The organism is Aromatoleum evansii, from assembly GCF_045689615.1.
Lineage (GTDB): Bacteria > Pseudomonadota > Gammaproteobacteria > Burkholderiales > Rhodocyclaceae > Aromatoleum > Aromatoleum evansii.
The window spans coordinates 799,422-825,287 of sequence record NZ_CP141259.1 but is presented as its reverse complement, the minus strand read 5'-3'; the positions used below and the strand labels follow the sequence as shown (position 1 = coordinate 825,287).

Genomic DNA, 25,866 nt, shown 5'->3' with positions numbered 1-25,866 from the left:
GCGGAACGACCAGCGAAGGAGAGCCCCCATGCAAGTCGGCGTTGCCTACACCGAACCGGGCCGGCAGGCCTGGGTCACCATCGACGTCCCCGACCAGGCGACCGTCCGCGACGCCATCGAGCGCTCCGGCATCCTGCGGCAGTTTCCGCACATCGACCTCGCCACGCAGAAGATCGGCGTGTTCAGCAGGCTCGTGAAGCTCGACGCCCCGCTGCGCGCCGGCGACCGCGTCGAGATCTACCGCCCGATCACCTGCGACCCGCAGACCGTCCCACGCCGCGATCTCGGCGAGGGCGACGAGGATTGAACCTGCGTGCGGTGGCTGTTGCCCGTGCGTCCGCATCGGGCACGTGGCACTGTGGGAGCGGCTTCAGCCGCGAATCGGCGGTGTCGCGAGTGGCGCGGCCGATTCGCGGCTGAAGCCGCTCCCACGGAATGCGCCCGCCTCGGTGCGCCCCCTCAGAACCCGGCCTTGCGCCGCAGCCCGTCGATCGCAACGCGGTGCTCGCCCTGCGCCGTCTGGAACACCTTGAACACCTTCTGTTCGATGCCGCTCGACGCGACGAAATCGTTGTGCGCCCGCGCGAGCAGCGCGCGACAGGCGGCAAACGCCGATGCGGCAGGCAGGCTCTCGACCCCGCCCACGTGCGCCAGATACTGCTGGAAGCGCTTCAGGATGTGCAGACGGCTCACCTGCACGACCGCGACGTCGTAGGGGATCGCGAAGTAATTGAGGAAATCCTCCGCGCTTTCGAGATGCTTCAGATCTTCGACAAGGGTATTCACGGCATCACTCCTTCGGTCAGCAGTGCACGGCATTCACGGTGGAAGCGCATCAACTCGCGCAGATCGGGACTACTCTTGGTCCGCATCGCATGCTCGCGCACGCGCTCGAGCACAAGGCGCGCCGTCACCGCATCGACCTCCAGCCCCAACTCGCGGCACGCATTCACGACCGACGCCGCGCCCGAATGCTTGCCCAGCACCAGGCGATGGCTGCGCCCGACCTCGGCCGGATCGAAGCTCTGGTAATTGCCCGCGTCCTTCACCAAGCCATCGACGTGGATACCCGCCTCGTGCGTGAACACCCAGCCGCCGACGATCGGCTTGTTCGCCGCCACCGGCCGTCCCGACGCCTCCGCGACCAGCTCGGAGATCACCGGCAGCTGCCGCGTGTCGATGCCCGACTCGATGCCATGCAGGTGGCGCAGGCCCATCACCGCTTCCTCGAGCGGCGCATTGCCGGCCCGCTCCCCGAGACCGTTGACCGTCGTGCTGATGTGCGTCGCACCGGCCGTCACCGCCGCCAGCGTGTTCGCGGTCGCGAGCCCCAGATCGTCATGCGCATGCATCTCGATGTCCAGGTCGCTCGCGGCCCGCAGCCGTGCAATTGCCGCATGGGTCGAGAACGGATCGAGCACCCCCAGCGTGTCCGCGTAGCGGAAGCGCACCGCACCGGCCGCCTGCGCAGTCTCCAGCACTCGGCACAGGAAATCGGGATCCGCGCGCGACGCATCTTCGCCCCCGAGCGACACCACCAGCCCGCGCTCGCGCGCCGCGCGCAAGGTATCGCGCAGCTGCGCCAACGCCCAGTCGCGGCTCCGCCCCAGCTTGCGCTCGATCTGCTGGTCCGACACCGGCAGCGCCAGATGCACGATATCGGCCCCGCAGTCGGCCGCGGCATCGAGGTCCGCCACGCACAGGCGGCACCACACCATCAGCCGCGCCGGCAACTTCAACGCGACGATCGCGCGGATCACCGCGCGTTCGACCTCCCCCATCGCGGGCACGCCGATCTCCATCTCGCGCACCCCGGCCGCCGCCAGCGCCTGCGCGATCGCCAGCTTCTCGTCGGCGGTGAAGGCGACCCCGGCGGTCTGCTCGCCGTCACGCAAGGTCGTGTCGTTGATCGTCACCATGATGCATCGTTCTCCGAGGCTCAATGCCTCCGATTCGCAAGGACGATGCCACCTGCAACCCGGCTCCCGCACGTTCTTGGAAGCCACGCCACACGCGGGCTTGCGCGCCCCCCTTTGTGCGGCCTCCCTCGTCGCCACCGCGACAAACGCGACAATTGGCGGAATCCCGACACACTCCCCGTCACGCGGGGTGCCCGTAGACGAAAAAAGCGCCGGACCAGCCGGCGCTTTTCGGTGCAGCGGAAGAAAGGACGCTTACAGCATCGCCTTCAGCAGCTTGCCCATCTCGGACGGGTTGCGCGTCACCTTGAAGCCGCACTCTTCCATGATGGCGAGCTTGGCGTCGGCGGTGTCGGCACCACCCGAGATCAGCGCACCGGCGTGGCCCATGCGCTTGCCGGCCGGCGCGGTCACGCCGGCGATGAAGCCGACGATCGGCTTCTTCATGTTGGCCTTGCACCACATTGCCGCTTCGGCTTCGTCCGGACCGCCGATCTCGCCGATCATGATCACCGCGTCGGTGTCCGGATCGTCGTTGAACATGCGCATCACGTCGATGTGCTTCAGACCGTTGATCGGGTCGCCGCCGATACCGACCGCCGACGACTGGCCCAGGCCGATTTCGGTCAGCTGTGCCACGGCTTCATAGGTCAGCGTGCCCGAACGCGACACGACGCCGATGCGGCCCTTGCGGTGGATGTGCCCCGGCATGATGCCGATCTTGACTTCGTCGGGCGTGATCAGGCCCGGGCAGTTCGGCCCCAGCAGCAGGGTTTCCTTGCCGCCCTTGGCAACCTTCTGCTTCATCTTGTTGCGCACGATCAGCATGTCGCGGACGGGGATGCCTTCCGTGATGCAGATCGCCAGATCCAGGTCGGCCTCGCAGGCTTCCCAGATCGCGTCGGCAGCGCCTGCCGGCGGAACGTAGATCACGGAGACGGTCGCGCCGGTGTCGGCAGCGGCTTCCTTCACCGAAGCGTAGATGGGCACGTCGAAAATCTTCTCGCCGGCCTTCTTCGGGTTCACGCCGGCCACGAAGCAGTTCTTGCCGTTCGCGTACTCGATGCACTTCTCGGTATGGAACTGGCCGGTCTTGCCCGTGATGCCCTGGGTGATGATCTTGGTGTCTTTGTTGATCAGGATGGACATTCAAACTCTCCTTACTTGACCGCCGCGACGATCTTGGTCGCAGCTTCCGCCATCGTGTCGGCGGAGATGATCGGCAGGCCCGACTCGGCGAGGATCTTCTTGCCGAGGTCCTCGTTGGTGCCCTTCATGCGCACCACGAGCGGGACGGAGAGATTGACTTCCTTGGCAGCCGCGACCACGCCGGTGGCGATGGTGTCGCACTTCATGATGCCGCCGAAGATGTTCACCAGGATGCCCTTGACCTTCGGGTTCTTGAGCATGATCTTGAACGCTTCGGTGACCTTCTCGGTCGTCGCGCCGCCGCCGACGTCGAGGAAGTTGGCCGGCTCGGCGCCGAACAGCTTGATCGTGTCCATCGTGGCCATCGCCAGACCGGCGCCGTTCACCAGGCAGCCGATGTTGCCGTCGAGCGAGATGTAGGCGAGGTCGAACTTCGACGCTTCGATCTCGTCGGCGTCTTCCTCGTCGAAGTCACGGAAATCGACGATTTCCGGGTGACGGTAGAGCGCGTTCGAATCGAAGTTGAACTTGGCGTCGAGCGCCTTGATGTTGCCGTTGCCTTCCAGGATCAGCGGGTTGATTTCCGCCAGCGAGGCATCGGTTTCCATGTAGCAGGTGTACAGGCGCTTCAGCGTATCCACCGCCTTCGCGACGGAAGCTTCCGGCACGCCGATGCCGCGCGCCAGGTTCTCGGCCTGCGCGTCCGTCAGGCCGACCAGCGGGTCCACGAATTCCTTGAGGATCTTCTCAGGCGTGCTGTGCGCGACTTCCTCGATGTCCATGCCGCCTTCGGAGGAGGCCATCATGGCGACCTTCTGCGTGGCGCGGTCGGTCAGCGCAGCAACGTAGTATTCCTTCTTGATGTCGGCGCCTTCCTCGATCAGCAGGTTGCGCACCTTCTGGCCTTCGGGCCCGGTCTGGTGCGTGATCAGCTGCATGCCGAGGATGTCGTTCGCGTACTGGCGCACTTCGTCCAGCGAGCGCGCGAGCTTCACGCCGCCGCCCTTGCCGCGGCCACCGGCGTGGATCTGCGCCTTCACGACCCAGACCTTGCCGCCCAGCTCCTCGGCGGCCTTCACCGCACCATCCACCGACACGGTATGGAAACCGCGCGGCGTCACGACGCCATACTTCCTTAGTAGTTCTTTTGCCTGATACTCATGAATCTTCATGGTTGCCCTTCGATCGAAGCCGCGACGCAAGGCGCGCCGCGCAGGTTGATGGGACGCTTCGGAGCATCGCTCCACGACATACGCCGTCTCCCTCGACCGACGCATACCGCTGCCGACCGGTCGAATGTCGCCCGGTCCGATCTCTTGACCCGCCCCTAACAGGAACGAAGGTCGCAAGATCGCAGGATTATAACCGCAATTGCGCAGTGCAGAATCGCGAGCCCGGGGCGAACTTTCCGCCCTCGCGCGGGGTCGCGTCTACGCCTCGCCCGCGGGCTTGCGGTACCACTTCGGGTAGTACAGCCGCACCGTCTCGCGCGAACTCTCGAGCGCATGGCACTTGTCGAGCTGGAACGGCTTCTCGACCGTGTCCTCGTTGTCGCGCCGGAAGGTCGCAAAGGTCTGTATGGCCGCCGTCGGCAGGCTCATCAACATCTCGGTGATATGCGAGCAGCCGCGCACGTCGGCGAACATCTCCCCGACGTTGCGGCGGAAACCGCGGATCAGGTTCAGCCCGACGAGCCGCCCGTAGGCGGGCCCGATCGTGTCGCATTCGCCCGCATAGGGCACACGGTCGGAACACGCCTCGGCATCGACGATGTTGAACCCCTCGTCGATCGTGATCCGCACCCGCATCTCGTGCACGGGGTCGCCCGCACGGCGCACGCCGGACGCGAGCGGGTAATCGACCGACTTCGTGTCGCGCAGGCAGGCCTCGAGCTCCAGCAGACCATCGTCGCGGCGGAAGCCCTCGATCGAGATCTGGCGCAGATGCGCCGGACTGCGTGCGCACTTGGGAGGAGAGAGCGGCATCGGACGTACGGCAACGTATGGAAAACCGCATGTTACCGCGAATCGCGACGATGTCCGCGTGCACAGGCCGCCCGTCGCGGGCAACCCACCCGGCGTGGCACCACCCGCCTGTCCGCCGGCGGGGTGCCGAAATTTCCGGACGTCATACCGCGGCGTTACAATCCACTGTTTTTGCAGGCAGCGGGAATGCAAATTCGTTACAATGCTCCGCAAAGATTTGATACAAGATATCGGTTTACGCCCGGGCCCTGGCCAAAGTACGAACGGACGATGACAAAAAAGCAGCGCCTGCAACCAAGGAATCCTACGCCCCTGCTCCTGGGGGCGCTGCTCGCGCTCGCGCCGACGCCGTCCGGCGCCTTCGTTCTCGGCGAACCCGTGCCGCTATCCAGGATCGGCGAACCCCTCAGGGTCGAGATCCCCGTCCTCCAGGGCGAGCTTGCACAAGTCGCCGAGTGCCTGCGTCCTGCAACCCCGTCAGCAGCGTCCGACGGCCTGCCGCGGGTACGCAACGCCCGTATCGAGCTCGCCGGACGCGCGCCCAACGTCCGGCTCGTGCTCTCGCACCGCCTGCCCAGCTTCGACCCCGCGCTGCGGTTCGCCATCGAAGACATCTGCGACAGCCGCCTGCGCCGCGAATACACCGTGCTCCTGGCCTTCCCCGACGACACCGCCGCAGCGACCGAATCCGCAGGGGCGCAGCCCCAGGCGAGATCGGGCGAAACGCTGGCCGAGGCCCCTGCCCAGGAAGCGCCGCGCCGGGCACGGCCGAGCCGTCGCACCATTGCCGCCGGCGACGCCCCGGCCACCGCATCCGCAGCGCCCCCGCGCGCCACAGCCCCGGCCGCCCGAGGCGGCGACCGACTGGAACTCGGCGGCGGAGAATCCGAGGTTCCCGGTGCCGGCCTGCGCCTGAGCACCCAGCTCGGCAGCGTCGCGCGCATCGACGCCACGACGGAAGCCCAGCGGGAGCAGTTGCGCCGCGAGCAGTCCGTCATCATGGCGATCGACCGGACCATCGTTGCCCAGCTCGAGCTGAACGAGCGCATCCGGCAACTCGAAGCGGCGCAGGCCCGCCTGATGGCCGAACACATCCGCACCCCGGCCGCCGGCCCCGCCCCCATCCCGCTCCCCGCCGCAACGGAGGAGCAGCCCGCACCGAAGGTCGAACCGCTCGAGCCCGATCACAGCGTCGCCGAAGCCTGGAAACAGGGCACGCTGACGGTCGGGTTCGTGTCGCTGGCGCTCGCCGCCGCCCTCGCCTGGATCCGCAAGCGCCGCGAGAAGGCGCCGCCCGCGCAGGACGAGGAAACGAAACCCCGGCCCGCGGCGGCCAGACAGAAAGCGCCTGGCCGCCCATCCGTCGCGCGGACGGAGCCGATCGCACGCCCGGCCCCGGCCAGCCCCGCCCCCGTCAGCACCGCAGCGCCCGCGTCCGAGCGGCCGGACCTGACATCCGACCTCGCGCCCGATCCTGCGCCGGCCCGGCGCCCGCCCGAGCGCGCGCCACTGGGCTGGGACACGGAAGAGGACGCCTTCGCTCACCCCATCTCGCTCGCTCCGATCGCGTCGATCGACCCCATAGCCCCGATCGCCCCTATCACGGACGAGGAATCCGCCGAAGAACACGAATCGGCGATCGAACTCGCCGAGATCATGATGGGCTTCGGACGCATTCGCGGCGCGGCCGACACGCTGGCCGAATTCATCGCCTCCAATCCGAAGAAGGCCGTCACGCCCTGGCTCAAGCTCATGGAAGTGTATCGGGCCGCCGACCTGCGCGCGGAATTCGACGCCCTAGCCAAACAGCTCAACAAGACCTTCAACGTCAAGGCCGTCACCTGGGAGAGCTTCGACGAGGCGCGCGCGGCGACCAACTCGATGGAACAGATGGCGCACGTGACGAAGAATGTCCAGCAGATGTGGGGCACGCCCGAATGCCAGGCCTACCTCGAGCACCTGCTGCGCGACAATCGCGACGGCACGCGCGAAGGCTTCCCCCTCAGCGTCATCGACGAGATCCTGCTGCTCGAGGCGATCCTCGATGACCAGCTCGGGCCCTACCGTCCCGCCACCGCACCGCTTCTGCCGGCGGACGGCGATCCCTCCCGCGAGACCCCGCCCCAGCCCGCCTGAGCGGCCGGGGCGCGTGCCGAGGCCACGCGCGGCGTCAGACGCTCAGACCGGATTGTCGAGATCGACGAAGCGCGCCTCGATACCAAAGGTCTGTTGCAGATATTGCGCCAGCGCATGGATCCCGTAACGCTCGGTCGCATGATGCCCCGCGGCGAGGTAGGGCACGCCCGATTCGCGCGCGAGATGCACCGTCTGCTCGGAAATCTCCCCCGACACGTAAAGATCCGCGCCTGCCGCGATCGCCTGTTCGAAATAGCCCTGCGCGCCGCCGGTACACCACGCGACGCGGCTCACTGACCGGACCCCGTCCCCCACCAGCAGCGGCTCGCGCCCGAGCCGGGCGGCAAGCGAACGCGCGACCTGCTCGGCGGTACCCGGCTGTTCGGGCCGGCCGATCCACGCGAGATCCTGTTCGCCGAACCGCCCCTCGCCGACCCAGCCCGCGACGGCCGCCAGCTGCGCGTTGTTGCCGAGCTGTGGGTGGGCGTCGAGCGGCAGGTGATACGCGAGCAGGCTGATGTCATTGCGCAGGAGGCTCGCGATGCGGCGCTTGCGGATGCCCGTGATGCGCCCGTCCTCGCCGCGCCAGAACCAGCCGTGATGCACGATGACGGCATCGACCCCGTCCTCCACCGCGAGGTCGAGCAGCGCCTGGCTCGCGGTGACGCCGCACAGCACGCGATGCACCTCGGCGCGTCCTTCCACTTGCAGGCCGTTTGGGGAATAATCCCGGAACCGAGGGACTTCCAGCAGTTCATCCAGATGGGCTTGCAGTTCGGCGAGTTGCATTCGGTCTCCACTCCTGTATTCCGGGCCTCATGGCGAACGCGACATCGAGCGCTCGCCCAATTCGAGCAACATTATGCGCCGCCTGTGGCTGATCTTCGCTCAGGCCGTGACGGTGAGCGTCGCGGTCCTGTTTGTACTGAATACCCTGAAGCCGGAATGGTTCAAGAACGCTGCTCCGGCAGCGGTCGTCTCCATCCTCGAAGCCCCCGGCAACGATTCGCAGGCACCCGCCCCGGCGCCCAACTCCTACGCCGATGCGGCACGGCGCTCGATGCCGGCCGTGGTCCATATCTACACCGCCAAGGACATCGCCCGCCCGCGCCACCCGCTGCTCGACGACCCCATCTTCCGCCATTTCTTCGGAGAGCGGCGGGACAATGCGCCGGCGCAGCGCGCATCCGGACTCGGCTCGGGGGTCATCGCGAGTGCCGATGGCCTCGTCCTGACCAACAACCACGTCATCGAAGGCGCTGACGAGATCGAGATCGCGCTCAACGATGGCCGCAAGTTCCCCGCGCGCCTGGTCGGCCGCGACCCCGAGACCGACCTCGCGGTGCTCCGCCTCCAGGGCAACGGCAAGCTGCCGGCCATCACCTTCGCGCAGCAGGATGCACTGCAGGTCGGCGACGTCGTGCTCGCCATCGGCAACCCCTTCGGCGTAGGCCAGACCGTCACCATGGGCATCGTGTCGGCGCTCGGGCGCAGCCAGCTCGGCATCAACACCTTCGAAAACTACATCCAGACCGACGCGGCGATCAACCCGGGCAATTCGGGCGGCGCACTGGTCGACAGCCAGGGCAACCTCGTCGGCATCAACACGGCGATCTACTCGCGCTCGGGCGGCTCGCTCGGCATCGGTTTCGCGATCCCGGTGTCGACCGCGCGCAGCGTGCTGGAGCAGATCATCGCGACAGGCCAGGTCACACGCGGCTGGATCGGGGTCGAGATCCAGGAAATCACGCCCGAACTCGCCGAATCCTTCGGCTTTGCGGGCACCGAAGGCGCCCTCATCGCGGGCGTGCTGCGGGACAGCCCGGCCGAGCAGGCCGGCATCCGTCCGGGCGACATCCTGATCGGCGTCGACGGCAAGCCGGTGCATGACCCGAAGGGCATGCTGGAAATGGTCGCTGGCCTGATGCCCGGTCACAGCGCGAACTTCCGCGTGCGCCGCGCCGACGCCGAGGTCGAGTTGAAGGTGGAAATCGGGCGCCGCCCGGCGCCTTCGCTGCAGCGCTGAACGCCGCCGACCGCGCGCCGCTCAGCTCCCCTCGATGCGCTCGATCGCCTGCTCGCCGCCGTCGAGCCGGTCCTTGACGATGATCCGTGCGATGATCACCCCCGCCTCGTAAAGCAGGCACATCGGGATCGCCAGCAGCAGCTGCGACACCACGTCCGGGGGCGTGATGATCGCGGCGATGACGAAGGCGCCGACGATCACGTAGGGACGCGCCGCGACCAGCTTGTCGACGCTGACCACGCCCGTTTTTGCAAGCAGGATCACCGCTACCGGGACCTCGAAGGTCAGGCCGAAGGCAATGAACATGGTCATCACGAAGGACAGGTACTGCTCGATGTCCGGCGCCGGCGTGATGCTCTTGGGCGCGAACTCGGCGATGAAACTGAACACGGTGCCGAACACGAAGAAGTAGCAAAACGCCATCCCGAGCAGGAACAGGACCGTGCTGCCCATCACCAGCGGCAGCCCCATCCGCCTTTCGTGCGCATACAGCCCGGGCGCGACGAAGGCCCAGGCCTGGTAGAGGACGATCGGCAGCGCGATCACGAAGGCGGCCATCATCGTCACCTTCACCGGCACGAAGAACGGCGTGACCACGCCGGTCGCGATCATGTGCGTGCCCTCGGGGAGCGTCCTCATCATCGGCAGTGCCAGCAGATCGTAGACGTCACCCGCCCAGGGCATCAGGCACAGGAACACGACGAGCACGGCCAGCATCGCGCGCAACAAGCGGTCACGCAACTCGACGAGATGCGAAATGAAGGTTTCCTGCACAGCGCTCATGCCTTATCCGTGGACGTGTTCGCGAGCGGCGCGGCAGCCGGGGCAAGACCGAGCTCCAGCTGGCGGCTATCGACGGCCGGCTCGCCGGGCGGCGCGTCCGGAAGGAGCGCGCCCTCAGCCGCAACGGGCGCGGGCACGGCCTCGGCTACGGGAGCCGCGACCGACGCAGCCGAGGTCGCAGGCTGCGCGTCCAATGCGCTCTTCGCCTCGGCCGCGGTCTGTGCGAGATCGGCCTCCACGCTCTGGACCTGGCCGCGCATCGAGGTTTCGAGTTCGCGCGCCTGCTGCTCGACCTGCTGCTGCAACTTCTTGAGCTCCTCGAGCTGCATCTCGCGCTGGATGTCCGACTTGACGTCGCTGACGTAACGCTGCAGCCGGCCGAGGAGATGGCCCGCGGTGCGCGCCACCTTCGGCAGGCGCTCGGGTCCGACGACGACGAGCGTCACCACGGCGATGAGGATGAGTTCCGAAAAACCTAGATCGAACATGATTTAAGTGCCTTTGCCGGCGGGATCATGCGTACTGCCACGGCATCAAAACGAAGGGGCGCACTGACGCCGCGCCCCTTGCCGCAGACATCGCCCGGACAGGCTCAGGAATGCAGCTTGTCGGACTTTTCGCGCGCCTGGGCGTCGATGGTCTCGCCGCCGATCTTCTGCTGCACGTCTTCGGACTTCTCGGACTCCTTCATGCCGTCCTTGAAGCCCTTCACCGCACCGCCGAGATCCTGGCCGATGTTGCGCAGCTTCTTGGTGCCGAACACCAGAACCACGATCACCAGGACGATCAGCCAGTGCCAGATGCTGAATGAACCCATACTGCTCTCCTTAACGCTTCAACATGGCCGGAAGCACTTCCGGACCACCCAGGACGTGAACATGCAGATGATACACTTCCTGCCGCCCCACCCTTCCGGTATTGATGATGGTGCGGAAGCCCTCCCCGCACCCGTTCTCGCGCGCCAGCCGCGCCGCCGTGGTCATCACCCGCCCCATCACCTCGACGTGTTCCGGCCCGAGTTCTGCCATCGACGGAACATGCAGCTTCGGGATCACGAGGAAGTGCACCGGTGCGACCGGGTTGATGTCGTGGAAGGCGAGGACGTGCTCGTCTTCGTACAGTTTCTTCGCGGGAATCTCGCCGGCCGCGATCCGGCAGAAGATGCAGTCGCTCATGCTCGCCTCAGGCCGTCGTGCGGGACTTCTTCTCGTCAATCCCTGAGACACCCTCGCGGCGACGGAATTCGGCCAGGACGTCGTCGACCGACAAGCCGAAATGCGACAGCAGCACCATCGAGTGGAACCACAGGTCGGTGACTTCCCAGACGATGTGCAGCATGTCCTTGTCCTTGGCCGCCATGATGGTCTCGGCGGCTTCCTCGGCGACCTTCTTGCAGATCGCGTCGGTGCCCTTGGCGTACAGGCTGGACACATAGGAGGAATCGGGGTCGGCCTTCTTGCGCTCCGCGAGGGTCGCGGCGACGCGGTGCAGCACTTCGATGTCGATCATTTGTAGATATCCTTGGGATCCTTCAGCACGGGGTCCACGGCCTCCCACGAACCCGCGCTCAGATAGCGCTGGAAAAAGCAGCTGTGGCGGCCGGTGTGGCAGGCGATGCCGCCGACCTGTTCGATCTTGAGCAACACGACGTCGTTGTCGCAGTCGATGCGGATCTCATGCACCTTCTGCACATGGCCGGATTCCTCGCCCTTGTGCCACAGCTTGCGGCGCGAGCGCGACCAGTAAACCGCCTCGCCCGTCTCGGCGGTGCGCTGCAGTGCCTCGCGGTTCATCCACGCGAACATCAGCACGTCGCCGGTCGAGGCCTCCTGCGCGATCACCGGCACGAGGCCCTGATCGTCCCAGTTGATCTCGCTGAGCCAGCGGGCGGAATGGGCGTTGCTCACAGTCGTACCTCGATGCCGCGGCTGCGCATCAGCTCCTTCGCCTCACGCACCGTATGCTGACCAAAATGGAAGATGCTCGCGGCGAGCACGGCGTCGGCGCGGCCTTCCGACACGCCTTCGGCCAGATGCTCGAGCGTGCCGACGCCGCCGCTGGCGATCACCGGGATTGGGACGGCATCCGACACCGCGCGCGTGAGGGCGAGATCGAAGCCGATCTTGGTGCCGTCGCGGTCCATGCTGGTGAGCAGGATCTCGCCGGCGCCGAGGGCCGCGACCTTCTTCGCCCACTCGATCGCGTCGAGTCCGGTGTTGTTGCGCCCGCCGTGCGTGAACACCTGCCACTTGCCCGGCGCCGTCTGCTTGGCATCGATCGCAACGACGATGCACTGGCTGCCGACCTTGCCCGCCGCATCGGCGACGACCTGCGGATTGTTCACCGCCGCGGTGTTGATGCTGACCTTGTCGGCGCCGGCATTGAGCAGGCGCCGCACATCCTCGACCGTGCGCACGCCGCCACCCACCGTCAGCGGGATGAAGACCTGCTCGGCGACCTGCTCGACCACGTGAATGATGGTATCGCGCGCCTCCGAGCTCGCGGTGATGTCGAGGAAGGTGATCTCGTCCGCGCCCTGCTCGTCGTAGCGACGCGCGATCTCGACCGGATCGCCGGCGTCGCGCAACTCGACGAAATTGACGCCCTTGACCACGCGCCCGGCATTAACGTCCAGGCAGGGGATGATGCGCTTGGCGAGCATCAGGCAGTTTCGCCGCTGAGTTCGTCCGCGCGCGCCTGCGCCGCGGCGAAGTCCAGCGTGCCTTCGTAGATCGCGCGCCCGGTGATCGCTCCGGTAATGCCTTCGGATTCGACCGCGCACAGCGCGTCGATGTCCGCGAGCGAGGCGATGCCGCCGCTGGCGATGACCGGGATGCGCAGCGCCTGCGCGAGGCGCACGGTGGCCTCGATGTTCACGCCCGAGAGCATGCCGTCGCGGCCGATGTCGGTGTAGATCACGGCTTCGACGCCGTAGTCCTCGTATTTCTTTGCCAGATCGACGACGTCGTGCCCCGTCATCTTCGACCAGCCGTCGACGGCGACCTTGCCGTCCTTGGCATCAAGACCGACGATGATGTGCCCGGGGAAGGCACCGCACGCGTCGTGCAGGAAACCCGGATTCTTCACCGCGGCGGTGCCGATGATGACATAGGAGATGCCGTTGTCGAGGTAGTGCTCGATGGTGTCGAGATCGCGGATGCCGCCGCCGAGCTGCACCGGGATGTCGTCACCGACTTCATCGGCGATCGCGCGGATCGCGGCGCCGTTCTTCGGCTTGCCGGCAAAGGCGCCGTTCAGGTCGACCAGGTGCAGGCGGCGCGCACCGAGATCTATCCAGTGCCGGGCCATCGCGGCCGGATCTTCGGAGAACACGGTGGCGTCGTCCATCTCGCCCTGCTTGAGGCGCACGCAGTGGCCGTCCTTCAGATCGATAGCGGGAATCAGCAGCATACGGGGAAGAGTTGCATCTGAGGAGTGGAAGGGAAGCTACAGGCGGGTCCGGACGACGCGCGTCAGGGAGCCCAGGAAATGAAATTTGCAAGCATCCGCAGGCCAGCCTGCGCACTCTTTTCGGGGTGAAACTGAACCGCGAAGATGTTATCCCGCGCTACCGCACTGGTAAACATCAAACCGTAATCGGTTTCGGCCGCAACCAGCGAGCGCTCGTCGGGCCGAACAAAATAGCTATGCACGAAATAGAAGCGCTCGCCGTCGGGAATGCCGTCCCACAACGGGTGCGCGATACGCTGGCGCACCTCGTTCCAGCCCATGTGCGGCACCTTCAGGCGCGAGCCGTCGGCCGCGACCATCTTCGCATCGGGGAAGCGCACGACATTGCCGGGAAGGATGCCGAGGCCGGGCACGTCGCCCTCCTCGCTGTGTCCGAACAGCATCTGCTCGCCGATGCAGATACCGAGGAAGGGCTTGGAGGCGGCGGCCTCGAGCACCGACGCGCGCAGTCCGCGCAGGTCCAGTTCGCGCATGCAGTCGGGCATCGCGCCCTGCCCCGGAAACACCACGCGGCCGGCCGCCGTGACCTCCGCGGGATCGGAGGTCACGACCACGGTCTTGCCGGGCGCTACGTGTTCGACCGCCTTGGCAACCGAACGCAGGTTGCCCATGCCGTAGTCGATGATGGCTACGTCGCTCATCGCGGAATCGCTCGCAGGAAAATCAGAAGGTTTGGCGGGGAATCTGGCGGAACCTCAGAGGGCGCCCTTGGTCGAGGGGATCACGCCGGCGGCGCGCTCGTCGCGCTGGGCCGCCATGCGCAAGGCGCGTCCGAAGGCCTTGAAGATGGTTTCGCACTGGTGATGGGCGTTGTCGCCGCGTAGGTTGTCGATATGCAGGCTCACACCGGCATGATTGACGAAGCCCTGGAAGAATTCGCGCGCGAGGTCGACATCGAAGTTGCCGATGCGCGCACGCGTGTAGTTCACGAAGTAGTGCAGTCCCGGGCGGCCGGAAAAGTCCACGACGACACGCGACAGCGCCTCGTCGAGCGGCACGTAGGCGTGGCCGTAGCGGAAGATGCCTTTCTTGTCGCCGAGCGCCTTCGCGAAGGCCTGCCCGAGGGTTATGCCGACGTCCTCGACGGTGTGATGGTCGTCGATGTGGATGTCGCCCTCCGCCTTGATGTCGAGGTCGATCGCACCGTGGCGGGCGATCTGGTCGAGCATGTGATCGAAGAAGGGCACACCAGTGGCGAGACTGGCCTTGCCGCTGCCGTCCAGGTCGATGCGGACGGTGATCCGGGTTTCCAGGGTGTCGCGAGTTACTTCGGCTTGCCGCATGAGATTCTGCTTCGAATTGACGAGAAGGGTGGAGTTGAGCGGGTGCTCGTACGCGCTCGGGCGTCACTCTCGGGCATGATACCATCGCCAGACTGTCCCGCCGCAACGCCGGCTGCAGCCCCGCCGGGCCTGCGCGGGCCTCTTCCGACAATCCTGCCCCGACCCGCCGATGAGCCAATACTGGAGTGCCGTCGTCCACGGCCTGACCCCCTATGTCCCGGGCGAACAGCCCAAGCTCGCCAACCTGGTCAAGCTCAACACCAACGAGCACCCGTACGGCCCATCGCCGAAGGCGATCGAGGCAATCCGTGCCGAGGCATCCGACGCACTGCGCCTCTATCCCGACCCGACCTCGGAACGGCTGCGCGCCGCCATCGCCGCGCGCCACGGCATCACGGTGCAGGAAGTGTTCGTCGGCAACGGCTCCGACGAGGTGCTCGCACACGCCTTCCTCGCGCTGCTGAAGCACGACCGCCCGCTGCGCTTCCCGGACATCTCGTACAGCTTCTACCCCGTGTACTGCGGGCTCTACGGCATCGAGTTCGATACCGTAGCGCTCGACGAGAACCTCGCGATCCGCCCCGACGACTACCTGCCCGCCGACGGCAAGGCCGCGGGCGGGATCATCTTTCCGAACCCGAACGCGCCGACCGGGCGCCTGCTGCCGCTCGCCGAGATCGAGCGCATCGTGGCCGGCAACCCGCAGTGCGTCGTCGTGATCGACGAAGCCTACGTGGATTTCGGCGGGGAGTCGGCAATTCCGCTCACGGCACGCTATCCCAACCTGCTGGTGGTGCAGACCTTCTCCAAGTCGCGCTCGCTCGCGGGCCTGCGCGTGGGCTTCGCGATCGGCCATCCCGCGCTGATCGAGGCGCTGGTGCGCGTGAAGGACAGCTTCAACTCCTACCCCCTGGATCGGCTGGCGATCGTCGGCGCCACCGCAGCCATCGAAGACGAGGAGTATTTCGAGCGCACGCGCCAGGCGGTGATCCGCACGCGCGGCCAGCTCGTTTCCGACCTGTCCACCCTCGGCTTCGAGGTGCTGCCCTCGGCGGCGAACTTCGTGTTCGCCACGCACCCGACGCGCGACGCGGGCGAGCTAGCCACGGAGCTGCGCCAGCGCGCGATCATCGTGCGCCACTTCCGCCAGCCACGCATCGAGCAGTTCCTGCGTATCACGGTGGGCACGGACGAGCAGTGCGCCGCATTGATCGGCGCGCTGCGGCAGATCCTCGGGTAGCAGATTCAGTTAGTTCCTGCGGGAACGGTTTGAGGGGCTCCCGTGGGAGCGGCTTCAGCCGCGAACGGGCCGCAGCGCGCGCTACACCGCCGATTCGCGGCTGAAGCCGCTCCCACGGCGCGCGTTCTGCCGCGGTCCTTACTTGCGCAACCGCATCTCCGCCGAACGCGCGTGCGCCTGCAGCCCCTCGCCGTGGGCGAGCGTGGAGGCGACGCGCCCCAGCGTCTGCGCACCTGCTTCCGATATCTGGATGATGCTGGTGCGCTTCTGGAAGTCATACACGCCCAGCGGCGACGAGAAGCGCGCGCTGCGCATCGTCGGCAGCACGTGGTTGGGGCCGGCGCAGTAGTCGCCCAGCGCCTCGACCGACCAGTGGCCGACGAAGATCGCGCCGGCGTGGCGGATGCGGTCGATCCAAGGCTCTGGCTCGTCGAGCGAGAGCTCCAGGTGCTCAGGCGCGATGCGGTTCGCGATCGCGCAGGCCTGCTCCAGGCTCTCGACGTGGATCAGCGCGCCGCGGTTCGCGAGCGACGCGGCGATCGTCTCGCGGCGCGGCATCGTCGGCAGCAGGCGCTCGATCGAGGCCTCGACCGCATCGATGAACGCGGCGTCGGTGCACAGCAGGATCGACTGCGCGAGCTCGTCGTGCTCGGCCTGCGCAAAGAGGTCCATCGCGACCCAGTCGGAATGGCCGCTGCCGTCGGAGATGACGAGCACCTCCGAGGGGCCGGCGACCATGTCGATGCCGACCGTGCCGAAGACGCGGCGCTTGGCCTCCGCGACATACGCGTTGCCCGGCCCGACGATCTTGTCGACCTGCGGCAGGGTCTGCGTGCCATAGGCGAGCGCGGCCACGGCCTGGGCGCCACCGATAGTGAACACGCGATCGACGCCGGTGATCGCGGCAGCGGCCAGCACCAGCGGATTCTTCTCGCCGTTGGGGGTCGGCACGACCATGATCAGCTCGCCGACGCCGGCGACCTTGGCCGGCACGGCGTTCATCAGCACCGAGCTGGGGTAGGACGCGCGCCCGCCGGGCACGTACAGGCCGACGCGATCGAGCGGCGTGACCTTCTGGCCGAGACGCGTGCCGTCGGCTTCGACGTAGTCCCAGGATTCGGCACGCTGGCGCTCGTGGTAGAGGCGCACGCGATCGGCGGCGATGCGCAGCGCCTCGCGCTGCTCGACGGTCAGGCTGTCGAGCGCGGCCTTCAGTTCGGACTTCGGCAGCTCCAGCCCGGCCATCGACTTGACGTCGAGGCGGTCGAAGCGGCGCGTGTATTCGATCACCGCGGCGTCGCCGGTGGTGCGTACGGCGCTCAGGATCTCGGTGACGGCCGCGTCGATGCGTGCGTCCGCGCCGCTCTCGAAGGCGAGGAGCGCGTCCAGCGTGGGTAGAAAGTCGGGATCGCGCGCGTCGAGGCGGCGGATCAGGCGGTTCGCATCGCTCATTTGACGGCTCCGGCAAAGGCGTCCAGCAGGGGCTGGAGGAGTTCGCGCTTGAGCTTCAGCGAGGCCTGGTTCACGACCAGGCGCGAGCTGATCTGCATGATCTCCTCGACTTCCTCGAGGTTGTTCGCGCGCAGCGTGTTGCCGCTCGAGACGAGGTCGACGATCGCGTCCGCGAGGCCGACCAGCGGCGCGAGCTCCATCGAGCCGTACAGCTTGATCAGGTCGACATGCACGCCCTTCGCGGCGAAGTGCGCCTTCGCGCTGTTGATGTACTTGGTCGCGACGCGGATGCGCCCGCCGGGGCGCGTCGCTGCGGCGTAGTCGAAGCCCTTCTGCGTCGCGACGCACAGGCGGCACTTCGCGATGTTGAGGTCCAGCGGCTGGTACAGCCCGGCCCCGCCGTGTTCGAGGAGCACGTCCTTGCCCGCAATGCCGAGGTCGGCCGCGCCGTACTGGACATAGGTCGGCGTGTCGGTCGCACGCACGATCACGAGGCGCACGTCCGGGCGGTTCGTGCCGATGATGAGCTTGCGCGAGGTCTCGGGGTTGTCGGTCGGGGTAATGCCGGCGGCCGCGAGCAGGGGCAGCGTTTCCTCGAAGATGCGGCCCTTGGACAGGGCAAGGGTGATGCTGGACACGAAGGGTGCCTCGTGAAAATTCGGGCTGACATTGTAACCTGCCCGCCCTTCTGTTAGCCTTCGGAGACTGGCTGAACCGCGCTGCGGTTCGGCCTTTTTTACTTTTTGCCCGACGCAGGGAGTCGAAACGCCATGAAACCCGATATCGTGATTTCCTCGCAGGACCTCGATCGCCTCGAGGGACTTCTGGCCGCACCGGCCGCCCGCAACCGCAGCGACCTCAACGGGCTGCGGGACGAGCTCGCGCGCGCCGACGTGCGCGAGCCCCAGGACATGCCGCCCGACGTCATCACGATGAACAGCCGCGCGCGCTTCCGCGAACTGCCCGGCGGACGCGAGCATGAGCTCACCCTGGTCTACCCCGGCGACGCGGCGGCGGACGCCGGCCGGGTCTCGGTCTTCACCCCGGCCGGGAGCGCCCTGCTGGGCCTCTCGGTAGGCCAAACGATCGACTGGGAGAATTCGGACCGGCAGCCGATCCGGCTCGAAGTGCTGGGCGTGACCTGGCAGCCGGAGGCCGCGGGGCGCTTCGACCTGTAGGACGTACGGGCGCCGGCACAGCGGCCGACGCCCCCGCGATCAGGCCAGCCGGCGCACCCGTGCACCGAGGTCGGCGAGCTTCTGCTCGAGGCGCTCGTAGCCGCGGTCGAGATGGTAGATGCGCTCGATCACGGTCTCACCCTCAGCGACCAGTCCGGCGATCACGAGGCTCGCCGACGCACGCAGATCGGTGGCCATCACGGTCGCACCCTGCAGACGCTCCACCCCTTGCACCATCGCGGTGTTGCCGTCGATGCGGATGTCGGCGCCGAGGCGCTGGAGCTCGACCGCGTGCATGAAGCGGTTCTCGAAGATCGTCTCGCGGATCACCGCCGCACCGTTCGCGACCGCATTGATCGCCATGAACTGCGCCTGCATGTCGGTGGGGAAGGCCGGGTAGGGCGAGGTGCGGATGCTCACCGACGTGAGGCGCTGCGGCGCCTTGAGGCGGATCGCGTCGCGCTCGGAGACCACGTCGCAACCGGCGTCCATGAGCTTGTCGATCACGGCGTCGAGATAGGCCGACGAGGTGCGCGTGAGGCGGATCTCGCCGCCCGTGGCGGCGGCGGCGCACAGGTAGGTGCCGGTCTCGATGCGGTCCGGCATGATGCGATGGGTCGTGCCCGTCAGGCGCTCGACGCCGCGGATGCGGATCACGTCGGTGCCGGCGCCCGAGATGCGCGCCCCCATCGCGACGAGGCAGTTCGCCAGATCGACGACCTCGGGCTCGCGTGCCGCGTTCTCGATGACCGTCTCGCCGTCGGCGAGGCAGGCCGCCATCATCAGGTTCTCGGTGCCGGTGACGGTGACCATGTCGGTGAACAGGCGTGCGCCCTTGAGGCGCGGCACCTGCGCATGCACGTAGCCATGCTCGACCGCGACCTGCGCGCCCATCGCCTGCAGGCCCTTGATGTGCTGATCCACCGGTCGCGCACCGATCGCGCAGCCGCCGGGCAGGCTCACCTTCGCCTCGCCGCAGCGCGCGACCAGCGGGCCGAGCACCAGAATCGACGCACGCATGGTCTTGACCATCTCGTAGGTCGCGACCGGATTGTCGAGTTCGGAAGCATCGAGCGTCACGGTGCCGGCATCGTCGCCGGAACCGCGGCTGACCTTCACGCCCATCTGCGCGAGGAGCCTCAGCAGCGTGCCGATGTCGTTGAGCTGAGGCACGTTCGTGAAGGTGACCGGCTCGCGCGTCAGCAGCGCCGCGCACAGAATGGGCAAGGCCGCGTTCTTCGCGCCGGAAATGGCGGTTTCGCCCGTGAGACGGGCGCCGCCTTCGATCAGAAGCTTGTCCATCGCGTCCCGCTCAGAAGCCCAGGTCGGTGCGCACTTCGGCCCACTTGGTGGGGGTGTAGGTCTGCAGCTGCAGCGCGTGAATCTCGTTGCCCATGAACCTGCCGAGCGTCGCATACACGGCCTGGTGCTGGCGCACCTTGGGCTTGCCCTCGAATTCGGCGCTGACGACGATGCCGGTGAAATGCACCCCGTCGTCGCCCTGGACCTCCACGAATTCGCAGGCCATGCCCTGCTCGATGAGACGCTTGATTTCTGCTGCTTCAAACATTTTGACTACCCTCAAGCCCGCAGCTTGTAGCCCCGGGCGAGCATCGCCAGGGTCAGCACTGCGAGGAACACGAAACAGACACCCACAACCGCAAGGCTCAGCCACGGCGAGACGTCGGACTGGCCGAAGAAGCCGTAGCGGAAACCGTCGATCATGAAGAAAAACGGGTTGATGTGCGAGACCTTCTGCCAGAACGCCGGCAGCGAGTGGATCGAGTAGAACACGCCGGACAGCATCGTCAGCGGCATGATCAGGAAGTTCTGGAAGCCCGCGAGCTGGTCGAACTTGTCCGCCCAGATGCCGGCGATGACGCCCAGCGAACCGAGGATCGCGCCCCCCATGAGGCCGAACGCCAAGATCCAGCCCGGCGCCGCCAGCGGCAGCTCGACGAAGAGGAAGGACACGAGCAACACCCCGCAGCCGACGAACAGCCCTCGCAGCACCGACGCAATCACGTAGGCGGCATAGAACTCGCGGTAGGACAGCGGCGGCAGCAGCACGAAGATGATGTTGCCGGTGATCTTGCTCTGGATCAGCGACGAGGAGCTGTTGGCGAAGGCGTTCTGCAGCAGCGACATCATCACCAGCCCCGGCACGAGGAAGGCGGTGTAGGCGACGTCGCCATAGACCGTCACGTGTCGGTCGAGCACATGCGAGAAGATCAGCAGGTAGAGCAGCGCATTGAGCACCGGCGCGCCGACGGTCTGGAAGCTCACCTTCCAGAAGCGCAGCACTTCCTTGTACAGCAGCGTGCGGAATCCGATCAGGCGGTCATGCACGATTCATGACCTCCACGAACACGCGCTCGAGGTCCGCCTCACCGAGACGCAGCTCGAGGATCCTTGCCCCCGCCTCGCGCAGCCGCGCGAGCAGCGGCTCGAGATCCTCGTAGCGCTCGAGCGGGAAATCGGCCCATCCGCCCACCGCAAGCGTTCCGCCGAGTGCGGCGGCCATCTCGGGGTTCTCCAGGCGGACACCGAGCGAGTGGCTCGCGAAACGCCGCAGCAGGTTCTCCGTGGTGTCCAGCGCGACGACCTTGCCGGATTTCAGCATCGCGATGCGACCGCACAGCGTTTCGGCCTCCTCGAGGTAGTGCGTGGTCAGCACGATGGTGTGGCCGTCACGGTTGAGCTTGCGGATGAACTGCCACAAGCCCTGCCGCAATTCGACGTCGACGCCCGCGGTCGGCTCGTCGAGCACGATCACCGGCGGACGATGCACGAGCGCCTGCGCGACGAGCACGCGCCGCTTCATGCCGCCCGAGAGCATGCGCATGTTGGCGCCGGCCTTGGCGGTCAGGTCGAGGCTCGCGAGGATCTCGTCGATCCAGTCGTCGTTGTTGCGGATGCCGAAGTAGCCCGACTGGATGCGCAGCAGTTCGCGCACCGAGAAGAAGGGATCGAAGACCAGCTCCTGCGGCACGACGCCGAGGTTGCGCCGGGCATTGCGGTAATCGGAGACGACGTTGTGGCCCATGATCTCGAAGATCCCGCCATCCGGGCGCACGAGACCCGAGAGGGCCGAGATCAGCGTCGTCTTGCCTGCGCCGTTGGGCCCGAGCAGGCCGAAGAACTCGCCCTGCGCGACTTCGAGGTCGACGCCGGCGAGCGCCTGGAGGGAAGCATAGCGCTTGGTCGCCGAAACGATCCGTATTGCGGGTGTAGTCATCGACTGCAGCGGCTCAGGCGTCGGCGGGCAGCAACTCGTCGACACCGTAGAGCGTCGCAAGGCTGCGCATCCCCGCCGGCATGCCGGTCTGGCGAACCTTGTTCCCGCTCGCGCGGGCAACGCGCATCCAGTCGAACAGCAGTGCCAGCGCGGACGAATCCGCCGCGGTGACGCCGGACAGGTCGACGACGAGATCCTCCGTGCGTGCCTGTGCGCGACCGCGCTCGATCCACTGCGCGGCCGTCGCCATCGTCAGCTCGCCGTCGATGGCGAGGACCTTGCCCGAAGCGGCGCTCATGTACGTGCCGGCGCGGCGAGGTCGCGGTTCTTCTGCTCCAGCGACTTGATCAGGCCATCCACGCCACCGGAGCGGATCTCCTGGGCGAAGGTGCCTCGGTAGTTGGTCACGAGGCTCACGCCGGCGACGACCACGTCGAAGACCTTCCAGCCCTCGGCGGTCTTTTCGAGCGTGTAGTCGATGTTGATCGGCTGCGCGCCGGCCTGGCGGACTTCGGTCTGCACGCGCACCGAGGTGTCGGCCTCGCCGAACTTGGCGGGCTTGTAGCCGATGGTCTGGTCGCGATACTGCGTCAGCGCGTTGGAATAGGTGCGCACGAGCAGGGTGCGGAAGGCCTCGACGAGCTTGCCCTGCTGCTCGGGGCTCGCCTGGCGCCAGTCCTTGCCCACCGCCAGCATGGTCATGCGGCGGAAGTTGAAATGCGGGAGGACCTTTTCCTCGACCAGGTCGATCACACGGCGCGTGTCGCCGGACTGGATCGCCTTGTCCTGACGCACGATGGTCAGGACATCGTCGCTCACCTCGCGCACGAGCGCATCGGGCGCCTTGGGCGCGTCGCCCGCAAACACCGGCAGCACCGCGAACATCAGACACAGGGAAAGCAGGAACTTCTTCATCATCACTCCTCGGGAACTCCGGCGACCATGCGCGGGCCCCTGTTGTCCTTCAAACACTTATTGCGCGCCGCTTTCCGCCAGCAGCTCGGCGTCATCCTGCTGCCTGCGGGCGCCGTTGAAATCGATCTCCTCGAGCGGCGGATTGCCGTCGAACACGCGGTAGCGGCGCTGCTGCAGGTAGAAATCGCGCGCATACGCATACTTGTCCAGCGTGCCTTCCTCGAGCGTCTTGTCGATGCCGAGCAGGTTGGCGCGTGCATGCACGAGACGCAGTGCCGTGAGGCTGTTGCGCGTCGGGACATCCCGGATGCCCCACACGTCGTCGCCGTACAGGTCGATCGGCAACACCGCGGCATCGCGGACGGTGCGGGGGCCGAAGAAGGGCACCACGAAGTAGGCGCCTTCACCCACACCCCACCAGCCCAGGGTCTGACCGAAATCCTCGTCGTGCTTGGGCAGATCGAGCTCGCTGGCGACATCGAAGAAGCCGAGGATGCCGACCGTCGAGTTGATCGCGAAGCGTAGCAGGTCGCTCAGGCCATCCGCGAATTTGCCCTGCAACAGGTTGTTGCCGCCGATCCACACGTCGCCGACGTTGCCGAAGAAGTTGCCGACGCCGGTACGCACCGGCAGCGGCGTGATCTTGTCGTAGGCCTTGGCGACGGGTTCGATCGCCGCTTGGTCGACCTTCTCGTTGAAGGTGAACATCGCGCGGTTGTAGCCTTCGAGCGGATCGTCCGGATTGGCGACGCGCGCGGTGCAGCCGGCCAGCGCGAAACAGGCGGACGCGAGGGCGAGCGCCTTGACGAACTTGGGGGAGGTCTTCTTTTTCATTATGGGATTCAGAGTGCGCCCGACCGGATCAGTTCGCGGGCGCCGACCCTTCGGCAGCCTTGTCGAACATGAACTGGCCGATGAGCTTCTCCAGCACGACCGCCGACTGGGTGATCTGCAGCGCGTCGCCGCTCTTCAGCATCGCCTCGTCGCCCCCCGGCTCGAGGCCGACATACTGCTCGCCGAGCAGGCCGGAGGTCAGGATGGTCGCAATCGTGTCGCGCGGGAACTGGTAGCTCGCATCGAGCGACAGGGAGACGACGGCGCGATAGGTCTTGGAGTCGAAGCGGATCTCCTTGACGCGGCCGACGACGACACCGGCACTCTTCACCGGCGCCCTCACTTTCAGGCCGCCGATGTTGTCGAACTGTCCGCTCACGAGATAGGTCTCGCCGCCGTTGGCAGCCCCCAGATTGCCGACCTTGAACGCGAGGAACATCAGCGCGGCCATGCCGATGATCACGAAGAAACCGACCCACAGGTCGAGCGTTGTACGCCTCATGACTGCCCTCGGAACATAAGAGATGTAAGCACGAAATCGAGCGCCAGGATCGCCAGCGCGGAGGTCACGACGGTGCGGGTGATCGCACGCGACAGCCCCTCGGCGGTCGGCGTGCAGTCGTAGCCCTCGAACACGGCGATCAGCGCAACCGTCGCGCCGAACACGAAGCTCTTGATCACGCCGTTCATGATGTCGAAGCGAAAATCCACGGCCGCCTGCATCTGCGACCAGAATGCGCCGTCATCGACACCGATGAACACGACACCGATCAGCCAGCCGCCGAACACGCCCATCGCGGAGAACAGCGCGGCCAGCAGCGGCATCGAAATCACGCCGCCCCAGAAACGCGGCGCGACGACGCGGGCGATGGGATTGACCGCCATCATGTCCATCGCATCGAGCTGCTCGGTGGTCTTCATCAGGCCGATCTCCGCGGTCACGGCGAGGCCGGCGCGGCTGGCGAAGAGCAGCCCCGCGACGACCGGGCCGAGCTCGCGCGTCAGCGACAGCGACACCAGCACGCCGAGCGCATCGCCCGAACCGTAGCGCTGCAGCGTCTCGTAGCCCTGCAGGCCCAGCACCATGCCGACGAAGAGACCCGAGACGACGATGATCAGCAGCGAGAGCACCCCGCTGAAGTAGATCTCGCGCACCGTCAGGTGGATGCGCGTCAGCGATTGCCCCGAATGGCGCAGCAGCAGCATGAAGAAGCGTGCGGCGAAACCGATGCGCCACACCCCCTCGACCGCCATTGCGCCCAAGCGGCGGATGAAGTTCAGCAGGCCGTTCATGCGGCCCTCCCGCCGATGAGGCACTCGTCCAGCGCCTCGGCCGGATAGTGGAAGGGCACGGGGCCGTCGGGCTCGGCGTGGATGAACTGGTACACCCAGGGATCCTTGGAGGCGCGCAGCTCGTCGGGCGTGCCTTCCGCGACGATGCCGCCTTCGGAGACGAAATAGATGTAGTCGACGATCTGCAGCGACTCCATGATGTCGTGCGTCACCATGATCGTCGTCGCGCCGAGCGCATCGTTGAGCTTGCGGATCAGCTGACCGATGACGCCGAGCGAGATCGGATCGAGGCCGGCGAAGGGCTCGTCGTACATGATCAGCATCGGATCGAGCGCGATCGCGCGGGCCAGCGCGACGCGGCGTGCCATGCCGCCCGACAGTTCCGCCGGCATGAGATCCGCCGCGCCGCGCAGTCCGACGGCGTTGAGCTTCATCAGCACCATGTCGCGGATGAGCCCGAACGGCAGGTCGGTGTGTTCGCGCAGGGGGAAGGCGACGTTGTCGAACACCGACATGTCGGTGAATAGCGCGCCAAACTGGAACAGCATGCCCATGCGCCGGCGCATCTCGTACAGCTCGGCCGTATCCAGCGACGAAACATTGCGGCCCGCGACCTCGACGGTGCCGGCCGTTGCGCGCAATTGCCCGCCGATCAGGCGCAACAGCGTGGTCTTGCCGCAACCGCTGCCACCCATGATCGCAACGACCTTGCCCCGCGGCACCTTCAGGTTGACGCCGCGCAGGATCTCGCGCTCGCCGTAGGCGAAGCGGACATCCTTCAGGCTCACCAGCAGATTGTCGGTTTCGGAAACCAAGTCGAGGCCCCTCGGGGATCTTCAAAGCCTGCTAGTTTAGCAGACAGGGCGGAAGCGGCAGCCATTGCCGCCGCCCCGATGCGGAACGAATACACGAACACAGTGTTGCGCCCTGCGGCGCATTCGTAAGCACGAACGCCGCCATCGGC

General features: G+C 66.7%; 33 protein-coding genes. 5 read left to right on the top strand and 28 right to left on the bottom strand.

The window, feature by feature from the left end:
* Positions 1 to 28 precede the first annotated feature (28 nt).
* Positions 29 to 307 (top strand): RnfH family protein, encoded by a 279-nt coding sequence (locus tag U5817_RS03695; protein ID WP_407279754.1) that lies wholly within the window; start codon positions 29 to 31, stop codon positions 305 to 307.
* A gap of 152 nt (positions 308 to 459) precedes the next feature.
* Here U5817_RS03695 and nifW read toward each other — a convergent pair whose 3' ends face one another.
* The 5 genes from nifW to U5817_RS03670 form a co-directional block, all read right to left on the bottom strand.
* Entirely contained in the window at positions 460 to 786 is a 327-nt protein-coding gene (gene nifW, locus U5817_RS03690) for a nitrogenase-stabilizing/protective protein NifW (RefSeq protein ID WP_407279753.1), read from the bottom strand.
* A complete protein-coding gene (gene nifV / locus U5817_RS03685) occupies positions 783 to 1,919 on the bottom strand; it encodes a homocitrate synthase (protein ID WP_407279752.1) in 1,137 nt (378 codons plus the stop codon). The genes nifW and nifV overlap by 4 nt, the downstream gene beginning before the upstream one ends.
* A gap of 255 nt (positions 1,920 to 2,174) precedes the next feature.
* Positions 2,175 to 3,068, bottom strand: a complete 894-nt coding sequence (gene sucD, locus U5817_RS03680; protein WP_407279751.1) for a succinate--CoA ligase subunit alpha — start codon at positions 3,066 to 3,068, stop codon at positions 2,175 to 2,177.
* A gap of 11 nt (positions 3,069 to 3,079) precedes the next feature.
* On the bottom strand, positions 3,080 to 4,240 hold the full coding sequence (sucC, locus tag U5817_RS03675) for an ADP-forming succinate--CoA ligase subunit beta (RefSeq protein WP_169132886.1): 1,161 nt from the start codon (positions 4,238 to 4,240) through the stop codon (positions 3,080 to 3,082).
* A 258-nt stretch (positions 4,241 to 4,498) separates the two neighbouring features.
* Positions 4,499 to 5,053 carry a DUF2889 domain-containing protein gene (locus tag U5817_RS03670; RefSeq protein WP_407279750.1) on the bottom strand — a complete coding sequence of 185 codons (555 nt, stop codon included), beginning with the start codon at positions 5,051 to 5,053 and terminating at the stop codon, positions 4,499 to 4,501.
* Positions 5,054 to 5,323: 270 nt separating this feature from the next.
* Here U5817_RS03670 and U5817_RS03665 point away from each other — a divergent pair, with 270 nt between their 5' ends.
* Positions 5,324 to 7,189 (top strand): FimV family protein, encoded by a 1,866-nt coding sequence (locus U5817_RS03665; RefSeq protein WP_407279749.1) that lies wholly within the window; start codon positions 5,324 to 5,326, stop codon positions 7,187 to 7,189.
* A 42-nt stretch (positions 7,190 to 7,231) separates the two neighbouring features.
* Here U5817_RS03665 and U5817_RS03660 read toward each other — a convergent pair whose 3' ends face one another.
* Positions 7,232 to 7,978, bottom strand: a complete 747-nt coding sequence (locus U5817_RS03660) for a Nif3-like dinuclear metal center hexameric protein (RefSeq protein ID WP_407279747.1) — start codon at positions 7,976 to 7,978, stop codon at positions 7,232 to 7,234.
* Positions 7,979 to 8,051: 73 nt separating this feature from the next.
* Between U5817_RS03660 and U5817_RS03655 the strand changes: the two genes are divergently transcribed.
* Positions 8,052 to 9,215 carry a Do family serine endopeptidase gene (locus U5817_RS03655; RefSeq protein WP_407279746.1) on the top strand — a complete coding sequence of 388 codons (1,164 nt, stop codon included), beginning with the start codon at positions 8,052 to 8,054 and terminating at the stop codon, positions 9,213 to 9,215.
* Between the two features lie 21 nt (positions 9,216 to 9,236).
* On the opposite strand, the gene tatC is transcribed toward U5817_RS03655, so the two are convergent.
* From tatC to hisB, 10 genes are all read right to left on the bottom strand, one after another.
* Positions 9,237 to 9,998: a twin-arginine translocase subunit TatC gene (gene tatC, locus U5817_RS03650; RefSeq protein ID WP_407279744.1), complete on the bottom strand. Its 762-nt coding sequence runs from the start codon at positions 9,996 to 9,998 to the stop codon at positions 9,237 to 9,239.
* Positions 9,995 to 10,486 (bottom strand): Sec-independent protein translocase protein TatB, encoded by a 492-nt coding sequence (gene tatB / locus U5817_RS03645; protein ID WP_407279743.1) that lies wholly within the window; start codon positions 10,484 to 10,486, stop codon positions 9,995 to 9,997. Before tatB ends, tatC begins: the two co-directional genes overlap by 4 nt.
* Before the next feature lie 104 nt (positions 10,487 to 10,590).
* Positions 10,591 to 10,815 carry a Sec-independent protein translocase subunit TatA gene (gene tatA, locus U5817_RS03640; RefSeq protein WP_407279742.1) on the bottom strand — a complete coding sequence of 75 codons (225 nt, stop codon included), beginning with the start codon at positions 10,813 to 10,815 and terminating at the stop codon, positions 10,591 to 10,593.
* A 10-nt stretch (positions 10,816 to 10,825) separates the two neighbouring features.
* Positions 10,826 to 11,173, bottom strand: coding sequence for a histidine triad nucleotide-binding protein (locus U5817_RS03635; protein ID WP_407279741.1), 348 nt, complete (start codon positions 11,171 to 11,173; stop codon positions 10,826 to 10,828).
* 7 nt (positions 11,174 to 11,180) lie between these two features.
* Positions 11,181 to 11,507: a phosphoribosyl-ATP diphosphatase gene (locus U5817_RS03630; RefSeq protein ID WP_169130097.1), complete on the bottom strand. Its 327-nt coding sequence runs from the start codon at positions 11,505 to 11,507 to the stop codon at positions 11,181 to 11,183.
* Positions 11,504 to 11,905 (bottom strand): phosphoribosyl-AMP cyclohydrolase, encoded by a 402-nt coding sequence (hisI, locus tag U5817_RS03625; protein WP_169130095.1) that lies wholly within the window; start codon positions 11,903 to 11,905, stop codon positions 11,504 to 11,506. The genes U5817_RS03630 and hisI overlap by 4 nt, the downstream gene beginning before the upstream one ends.
* On the bottom strand, positions 11,902 to 12,663 hold the full coding sequence (gene hisF, locus U5817_RS03620; protein ID WP_407281013.1) for an imidazole glycerol phosphate synthase subunit HisF: 762 nt from the start codon (positions 12,661 to 12,663) through the stop codon (positions 11,902 to 11,904). The genes hisI and hisF overlap by 4 nt, the downstream gene beginning before the upstream one ends.
* On the bottom strand, positions 12,660 to 13,409 hold the full coding sequence (hisA, locus tag U5817_RS03615) for a 1-(5-phosphoribosyl)-5-[(5-phosphoribosylamino)methylideneamino]imidazole-4-carboxamide isomerase (protein ID WP_169130091.1): 750 nt from the start codon (positions 13,407 to 13,409) through the stop codon (positions 12,660 to 12,662). Before hisA ends, hisF begins: the two co-directional genes overlap by 4 nt.
* Before the next feature lie 62 nt (positions 13,410 to 13,471).
* Positions 13,472 to 14,110 (bottom strand): imidazole glycerol phosphate synthase subunit HisH, encoded by a 639-nt coding sequence (gene hisH, locus U5817_RS03610; RefSeq protein WP_407279740.1) that lies wholly within the window; start codon positions 14,108 to 14,110, stop codon positions 13,472 to 13,474.
* A gap of 54 nt (positions 14,111 to 14,164) precedes the next feature.
* Complete coding sequence (gene hisB / locus U5817_RS03605; RefSeq protein ID WP_407279739.1) at positions 14,165 to 14,752, bottom strand: imidazoleglycerol-phosphate dehydratase HisB; 588 nt, start codon at positions 14,750 to 14,752, stop codon at positions 14,165 to 14,167.
* A 169-nt stretch (positions 14,753 to 14,921) separates the two neighbouring features.
* Between hisB and hisC the strand changes: the two genes are divergently transcribed.
* The gene (gene hisC / locus U5817_RS03600) at positions 14,922 to 15,992 is read left to right on the top strand and encodes a histidinol-phosphate transaminase (RefSeq protein WP_407279738.1); all 1,071 of its coding nucleotides are present in this window, start codon (positions 14,922 to 14,924) and stop codon (positions 15,990 to 15,992) included.
* Positions 15,993 to 16,130: 138 nt separating this feature from the next.
* Here hisC and hisD read toward each other — a convergent pair whose 3' ends face one another.
* Together hisD and hisG are read right to left on the bottom strand one after the other, a co-directional pair.
* Positions 16,131 to 17,444, bottom strand: coding sequence for a histidinol dehydrogenase (gene hisD, locus U5817_RS03595; protein WP_407279737.1), 1,314 nt, complete (start codon positions 17,442 to 17,444; stop codon positions 16,131 to 16,133).
* Positions 17,441 to 18,082 carry an ATP phosphoribosyltransferase gene (gene hisG / locus U5817_RS03590; RefSeq protein WP_407279736.1) on the bottom strand — a complete coding sequence of 214 codons (642 nt, stop codon included), beginning with the start codon at positions 18,080 to 18,082 and terminating at the stop codon, positions 17,441 to 17,443. Before hisG ends, hisD begins: the two co-directional genes overlap by 4 nt.
* A 132-nt stretch (positions 18,083 to 18,214) precedes the next feature.
* Here hisG and rnk point away from each other — a divergent pair, with 132 nt between their 5' ends.
* A complete protein-coding gene (rnk, locus tag U5817_RS03585; RefSeq protein WP_407279735.1) occupies positions 18,215 to 18,622 on the top strand; it encodes a nucleoside diphosphate kinase regulator in 408 nt (135 codons plus the stop codon).
* 39 nt (positions 18,623 to 18,661) lie between these two features.
* Here the strand turns inward: rnk and murA are convergent, their stop codons facing one another.
* The 10 genes from murA to U5817_RS03535 are packed head-to-tail and all read right to left on the bottom strand — an operon-like array spanning position 18,662 to position 25,717.
* Positions 18,662 to 19,924: a UDP-N-acetylglucosamine 1-carboxyvinyltransferase gene (murA, locus tag U5817_RS03580; RefSeq protein ID WP_407279734.1), complete on the bottom strand. Its 1,263-nt coding sequence runs from the start codon at positions 19,922 to 19,924 to the stop codon at positions 18,662 to 18,664.
* Between the two features lie 10 nt (positions 19,925 to 19,934).
* Positions 19,935 to 20,192, bottom strand: coding sequence for a BolA family protein (locus U5817_RS03575; protein ID WP_407279733.1), 258 nt, complete (start codon positions 20,190 to 20,192; stop codon positions 19,935 to 19,937).
* 11 nt (positions 20,193 to 20,203) lie between these two features.
* On the bottom strand, positions 20,204 to 20,971 hold the full coding sequence (locus U5817_RS03570) for an ABC transporter permease (RefSeq protein ID WP_407279732.1): 768 nt from the start codon (positions 20,969 to 20,971) through the stop codon (positions 20,204 to 20,206).
* Positions 20,964 to 21,860: an ABC transporter ATP-binding protein gene (locus tag U5817_RS03565; RefSeq protein ID WP_407279731.1), complete on the bottom strand. Its 897-nt coding sequence runs from the start codon at positions 21,858 to 21,860 to the stop codon at positions 20,964 to 20,966. The genes U5817_RS03570 and U5817_RS03565 overlap by 8 nt, the downstream gene beginning before the upstream one ends.
* Before the next feature lie 13 nt (positions 21,861 to 21,873).
* Entirely contained in the window at positions 21,874 to 22,158 is a 285-nt protein-coding gene (locus U5817_RS03560) for a lipid asymmetry maintenance protein MlaB (protein WP_169130069.1), read from the bottom strand.
* Entirely contained in the window at positions 22,155 to 22,775 is a 621-nt protein-coding gene (locus U5817_RS03555; protein WP_407279730.1) for a phospholipid-binding protein MlaC, read from the bottom strand. Before U5817_RS03555 ends, U5817_RS03560 begins: the two co-directional genes overlap by 4 nt.
* A gap of 57 nt (positions 22,776 to 22,832) precedes the next feature.
* On the bottom strand, positions 22,833 to 23,609 hold the full coding sequence (locus U5817_RS03550) for a VacJ family lipoprotein (RefSeq protein WP_407279729.1): 777 nt from the start codon (positions 23,607 to 23,609) through the stop codon (positions 22,833 to 22,835).
* 28 nt (positions 23,610 to 23,637) lie between these two features.
* A complete protein-coding gene (gene mlaD, locus U5817_RS03545; protein WP_169130063.1) occupies positions 23,638 to 24,111 on the bottom strand; it encodes an outer membrane lipid asymmetry maintenance protein MlaD in 474 nt (157 codons plus the stop codon).
* Positions 24,108 to 24,902 (bottom strand): lipid asymmetry maintenance ABC transporter permease subunit MlaE, encoded by a 795-nt coding sequence (mlaE, locus tag U5817_RS03540; protein ID WP_169130061.1) that lies wholly within the window; start codon positions 24,900 to 24,902, stop codon positions 24,108 to 24,110. The genes mlaD and mlaE overlap by 4 nt, the downstream gene beginning before the upstream one ends.
* Positions 24,899 to 25,717, bottom strand: coding sequence for an ABC transporter ATP-binding protein (locus U5817_RS03535; protein ID WP_169130059.1), 819 nt, complete (start codon positions 25,715 to 25,717; stop codon positions 24,899 to 24,901). Before U5817_RS03535 ends, mlaE begins: the two co-directional genes overlap by 4 nt.
* Between the last annotated feature and the right edge of the window lie 149 nt (positions 25,718 to 25,866).

Bases quoted from the DNA above. Each gene is read 5' to 3' on its own strand.
- murA (WP_407279734.1), bottom strand. From the start codon at position 19,924: ATGGACAAGCTTCTGATCGAAGGCGGCGCCCGTCTCACGGGCGAAACC.
- nifV (WP_407279752.1), bottom strand. From the start codon at position 1,919: ATGGTGACGATCAACGACACGACCTTGCGTGACGGCGAGCAGACCGCC.
- hisA (WP_169130091.1), bottom strand. From the start codon at position 13,409: ATGCTGCTGATTCCCGCTATCGATCTGAAGGACGGCCACTGCGTGCGC.
- sucD (WP_407279751.1), bottom strand. From the start codon at position 3,068: ATGTCCATCCTGATCAACAAAGACACCAAGATCATCACCCAGGGCATC.
- tatB (WP_407279743.1), bottom strand. From the start codon at position 10,486: ATGTTCGATCTAGGTTTTTCGGAACTCATCCTCATCGCCGTGGTGACG.
- U5817_RS03575 (WP_407279733.1), bottom strand. From the start codon at position 20,192: ATGTTTGAAGCAGCAGAAATCAAGCGTCTCATCGAGCAGGGCATGGCC.
- U5817_RS03630 (WP_169130097.1), bottom strand. From the start codon at position 11,507: ATGATCGACATCGAAGTGCTGCACCGCGTCGCCGCGACCCTCGCGGAG.
- U5817_RS03565 (WP_407279731.1), bottom strand. From the start codon at position 21,860: ATGACTACACCCGCAATACGGATCGTTTCGGCGACCAAGCGCTATGCT.
- hisH (WP_407279740.1), bottom strand. From the start codon at position 14,110: ATGAGCGACGTAGCCATCATCGACTACGGCATGGGCAACCTGCGTTCG.
- U5817_RS03555 (WP_407279730.1), bottom strand. From the start codon at position 22,775: ATGAAGAAGTTCCTGCTTTCCCTGTGTCTGATGTTCGCGGTGCTGCCG.
- hisD (WP_407279737.1), bottom strand. From the start codon at position 17,444: ATGAGCGATGCGAACCGCCTGATCCGCCGCCTCGACGCGCGCGATCCC.
- U5817_RS03665 (WP_407279749.1), top strand. From the start codon at position 5,324: ATGACAAAAAAGCAGCGCCTGCAACCAAGGAATCCTACGCCCCTGCTC.
- hisC (WP_407279738.1), top strand. From the start codon at position 14,922: ATGAGCCAATACTGGAGTGCCGTCGTCCACGGCCTGACCCCCTATGTC.
- rnk (WP_407279735.1), top strand. From the start codon at position 18,215: ATGAAACCCGATATCGTGATTTCCTCGCAGGACCTCGATCGCCTCGAG.
- U5817_RS03635 (WP_407279741.1), bottom strand. From the start codon at position 11,173: ATGAGCGACTGCATCTTCTGCCGGATCGCGGCCGGCGAGATTCCCGCG.
- mlaE (WP_169130061.1), bottom strand. From the start codon at position 24,902: ATGAACGGCCTGCTGAACTTCATCCGCCGCTTGGGCGCAATGGCGGTC.
- U5817_RS03560 (WP_169130069.1), bottom strand. From the start codon at position 22,158: ATGAGCGCCGCTTCGGGCAAGGTCCTCGCCATCGACGGCGAGCTGACG.
- sucC (WP_169132886.1), bottom strand. From the start codon at position 4,240: ATGAAGATTCATGAGTATCAGGCAAAAGAACTACTAAGGAAGTATGGC.
- U5817_RS03550 (WP_407279729.1), bottom strand. From the start codon at position 23,609: ATGAAAAAGAAGACCTCCCCCAAGTTCGTCAAGGCGCTCGCCCTCGCG.
- hisB (WP_407279739.1), bottom strand. From the start codon at position 14,752: ATGCGGCAAGCCGAAGTAACTCGCGACACCCTGGAAACCCGGATCACC.
- tatA (WP_407279742.1), bottom strand. From the start codon at position 10,815: ATGGGTTCATTCAGCATCTGGCACTGGCTGATCGTCCTGGTGATCGTG.
- U5817_RS03655 (WP_407279746.1), top strand. From the start codon at position 8,052: ATGCGCCGCCTGTGGCTGATCTTCGCTCAGGCCGTGACGGTGAGCGTC.
- tatC (WP_407279744.1), bottom strand. From the start codon at position 9,998: ATGAGCGCTGTGCAGGAAACCTTCATTTCGCATCTCGTCGAGTTGCGT.
- U5817_RS03670 (WP_407279750.1), bottom strand. From the start codon at position 5,053: ATGCCGCTCTCTCCTCCCAAGTGCGCACGCAGTCCGGCGCATCTGCGC.
- U5817_RS03660 (WP_407279747.1), bottom strand. From the start codon at position 7,978: ATGCAACTCGCCGAACTGCAAGCCCATCTGGATGAACTGCTGGAAGTC.
- U5817_RS03695 (WP_407279754.1), top strand. From the start codon at position 29: ATGCAAGTCGGCGTTGCCTACACCGAACCGGGCCGGCAGGCCTGGGTC.
- mlaD (WP_169130063.1), bottom strand. From the start codon at position 24,111: ATGAGGCGTACAACGCTCGACCTGTGGGTCGGTTTCTTCGTGATCATC.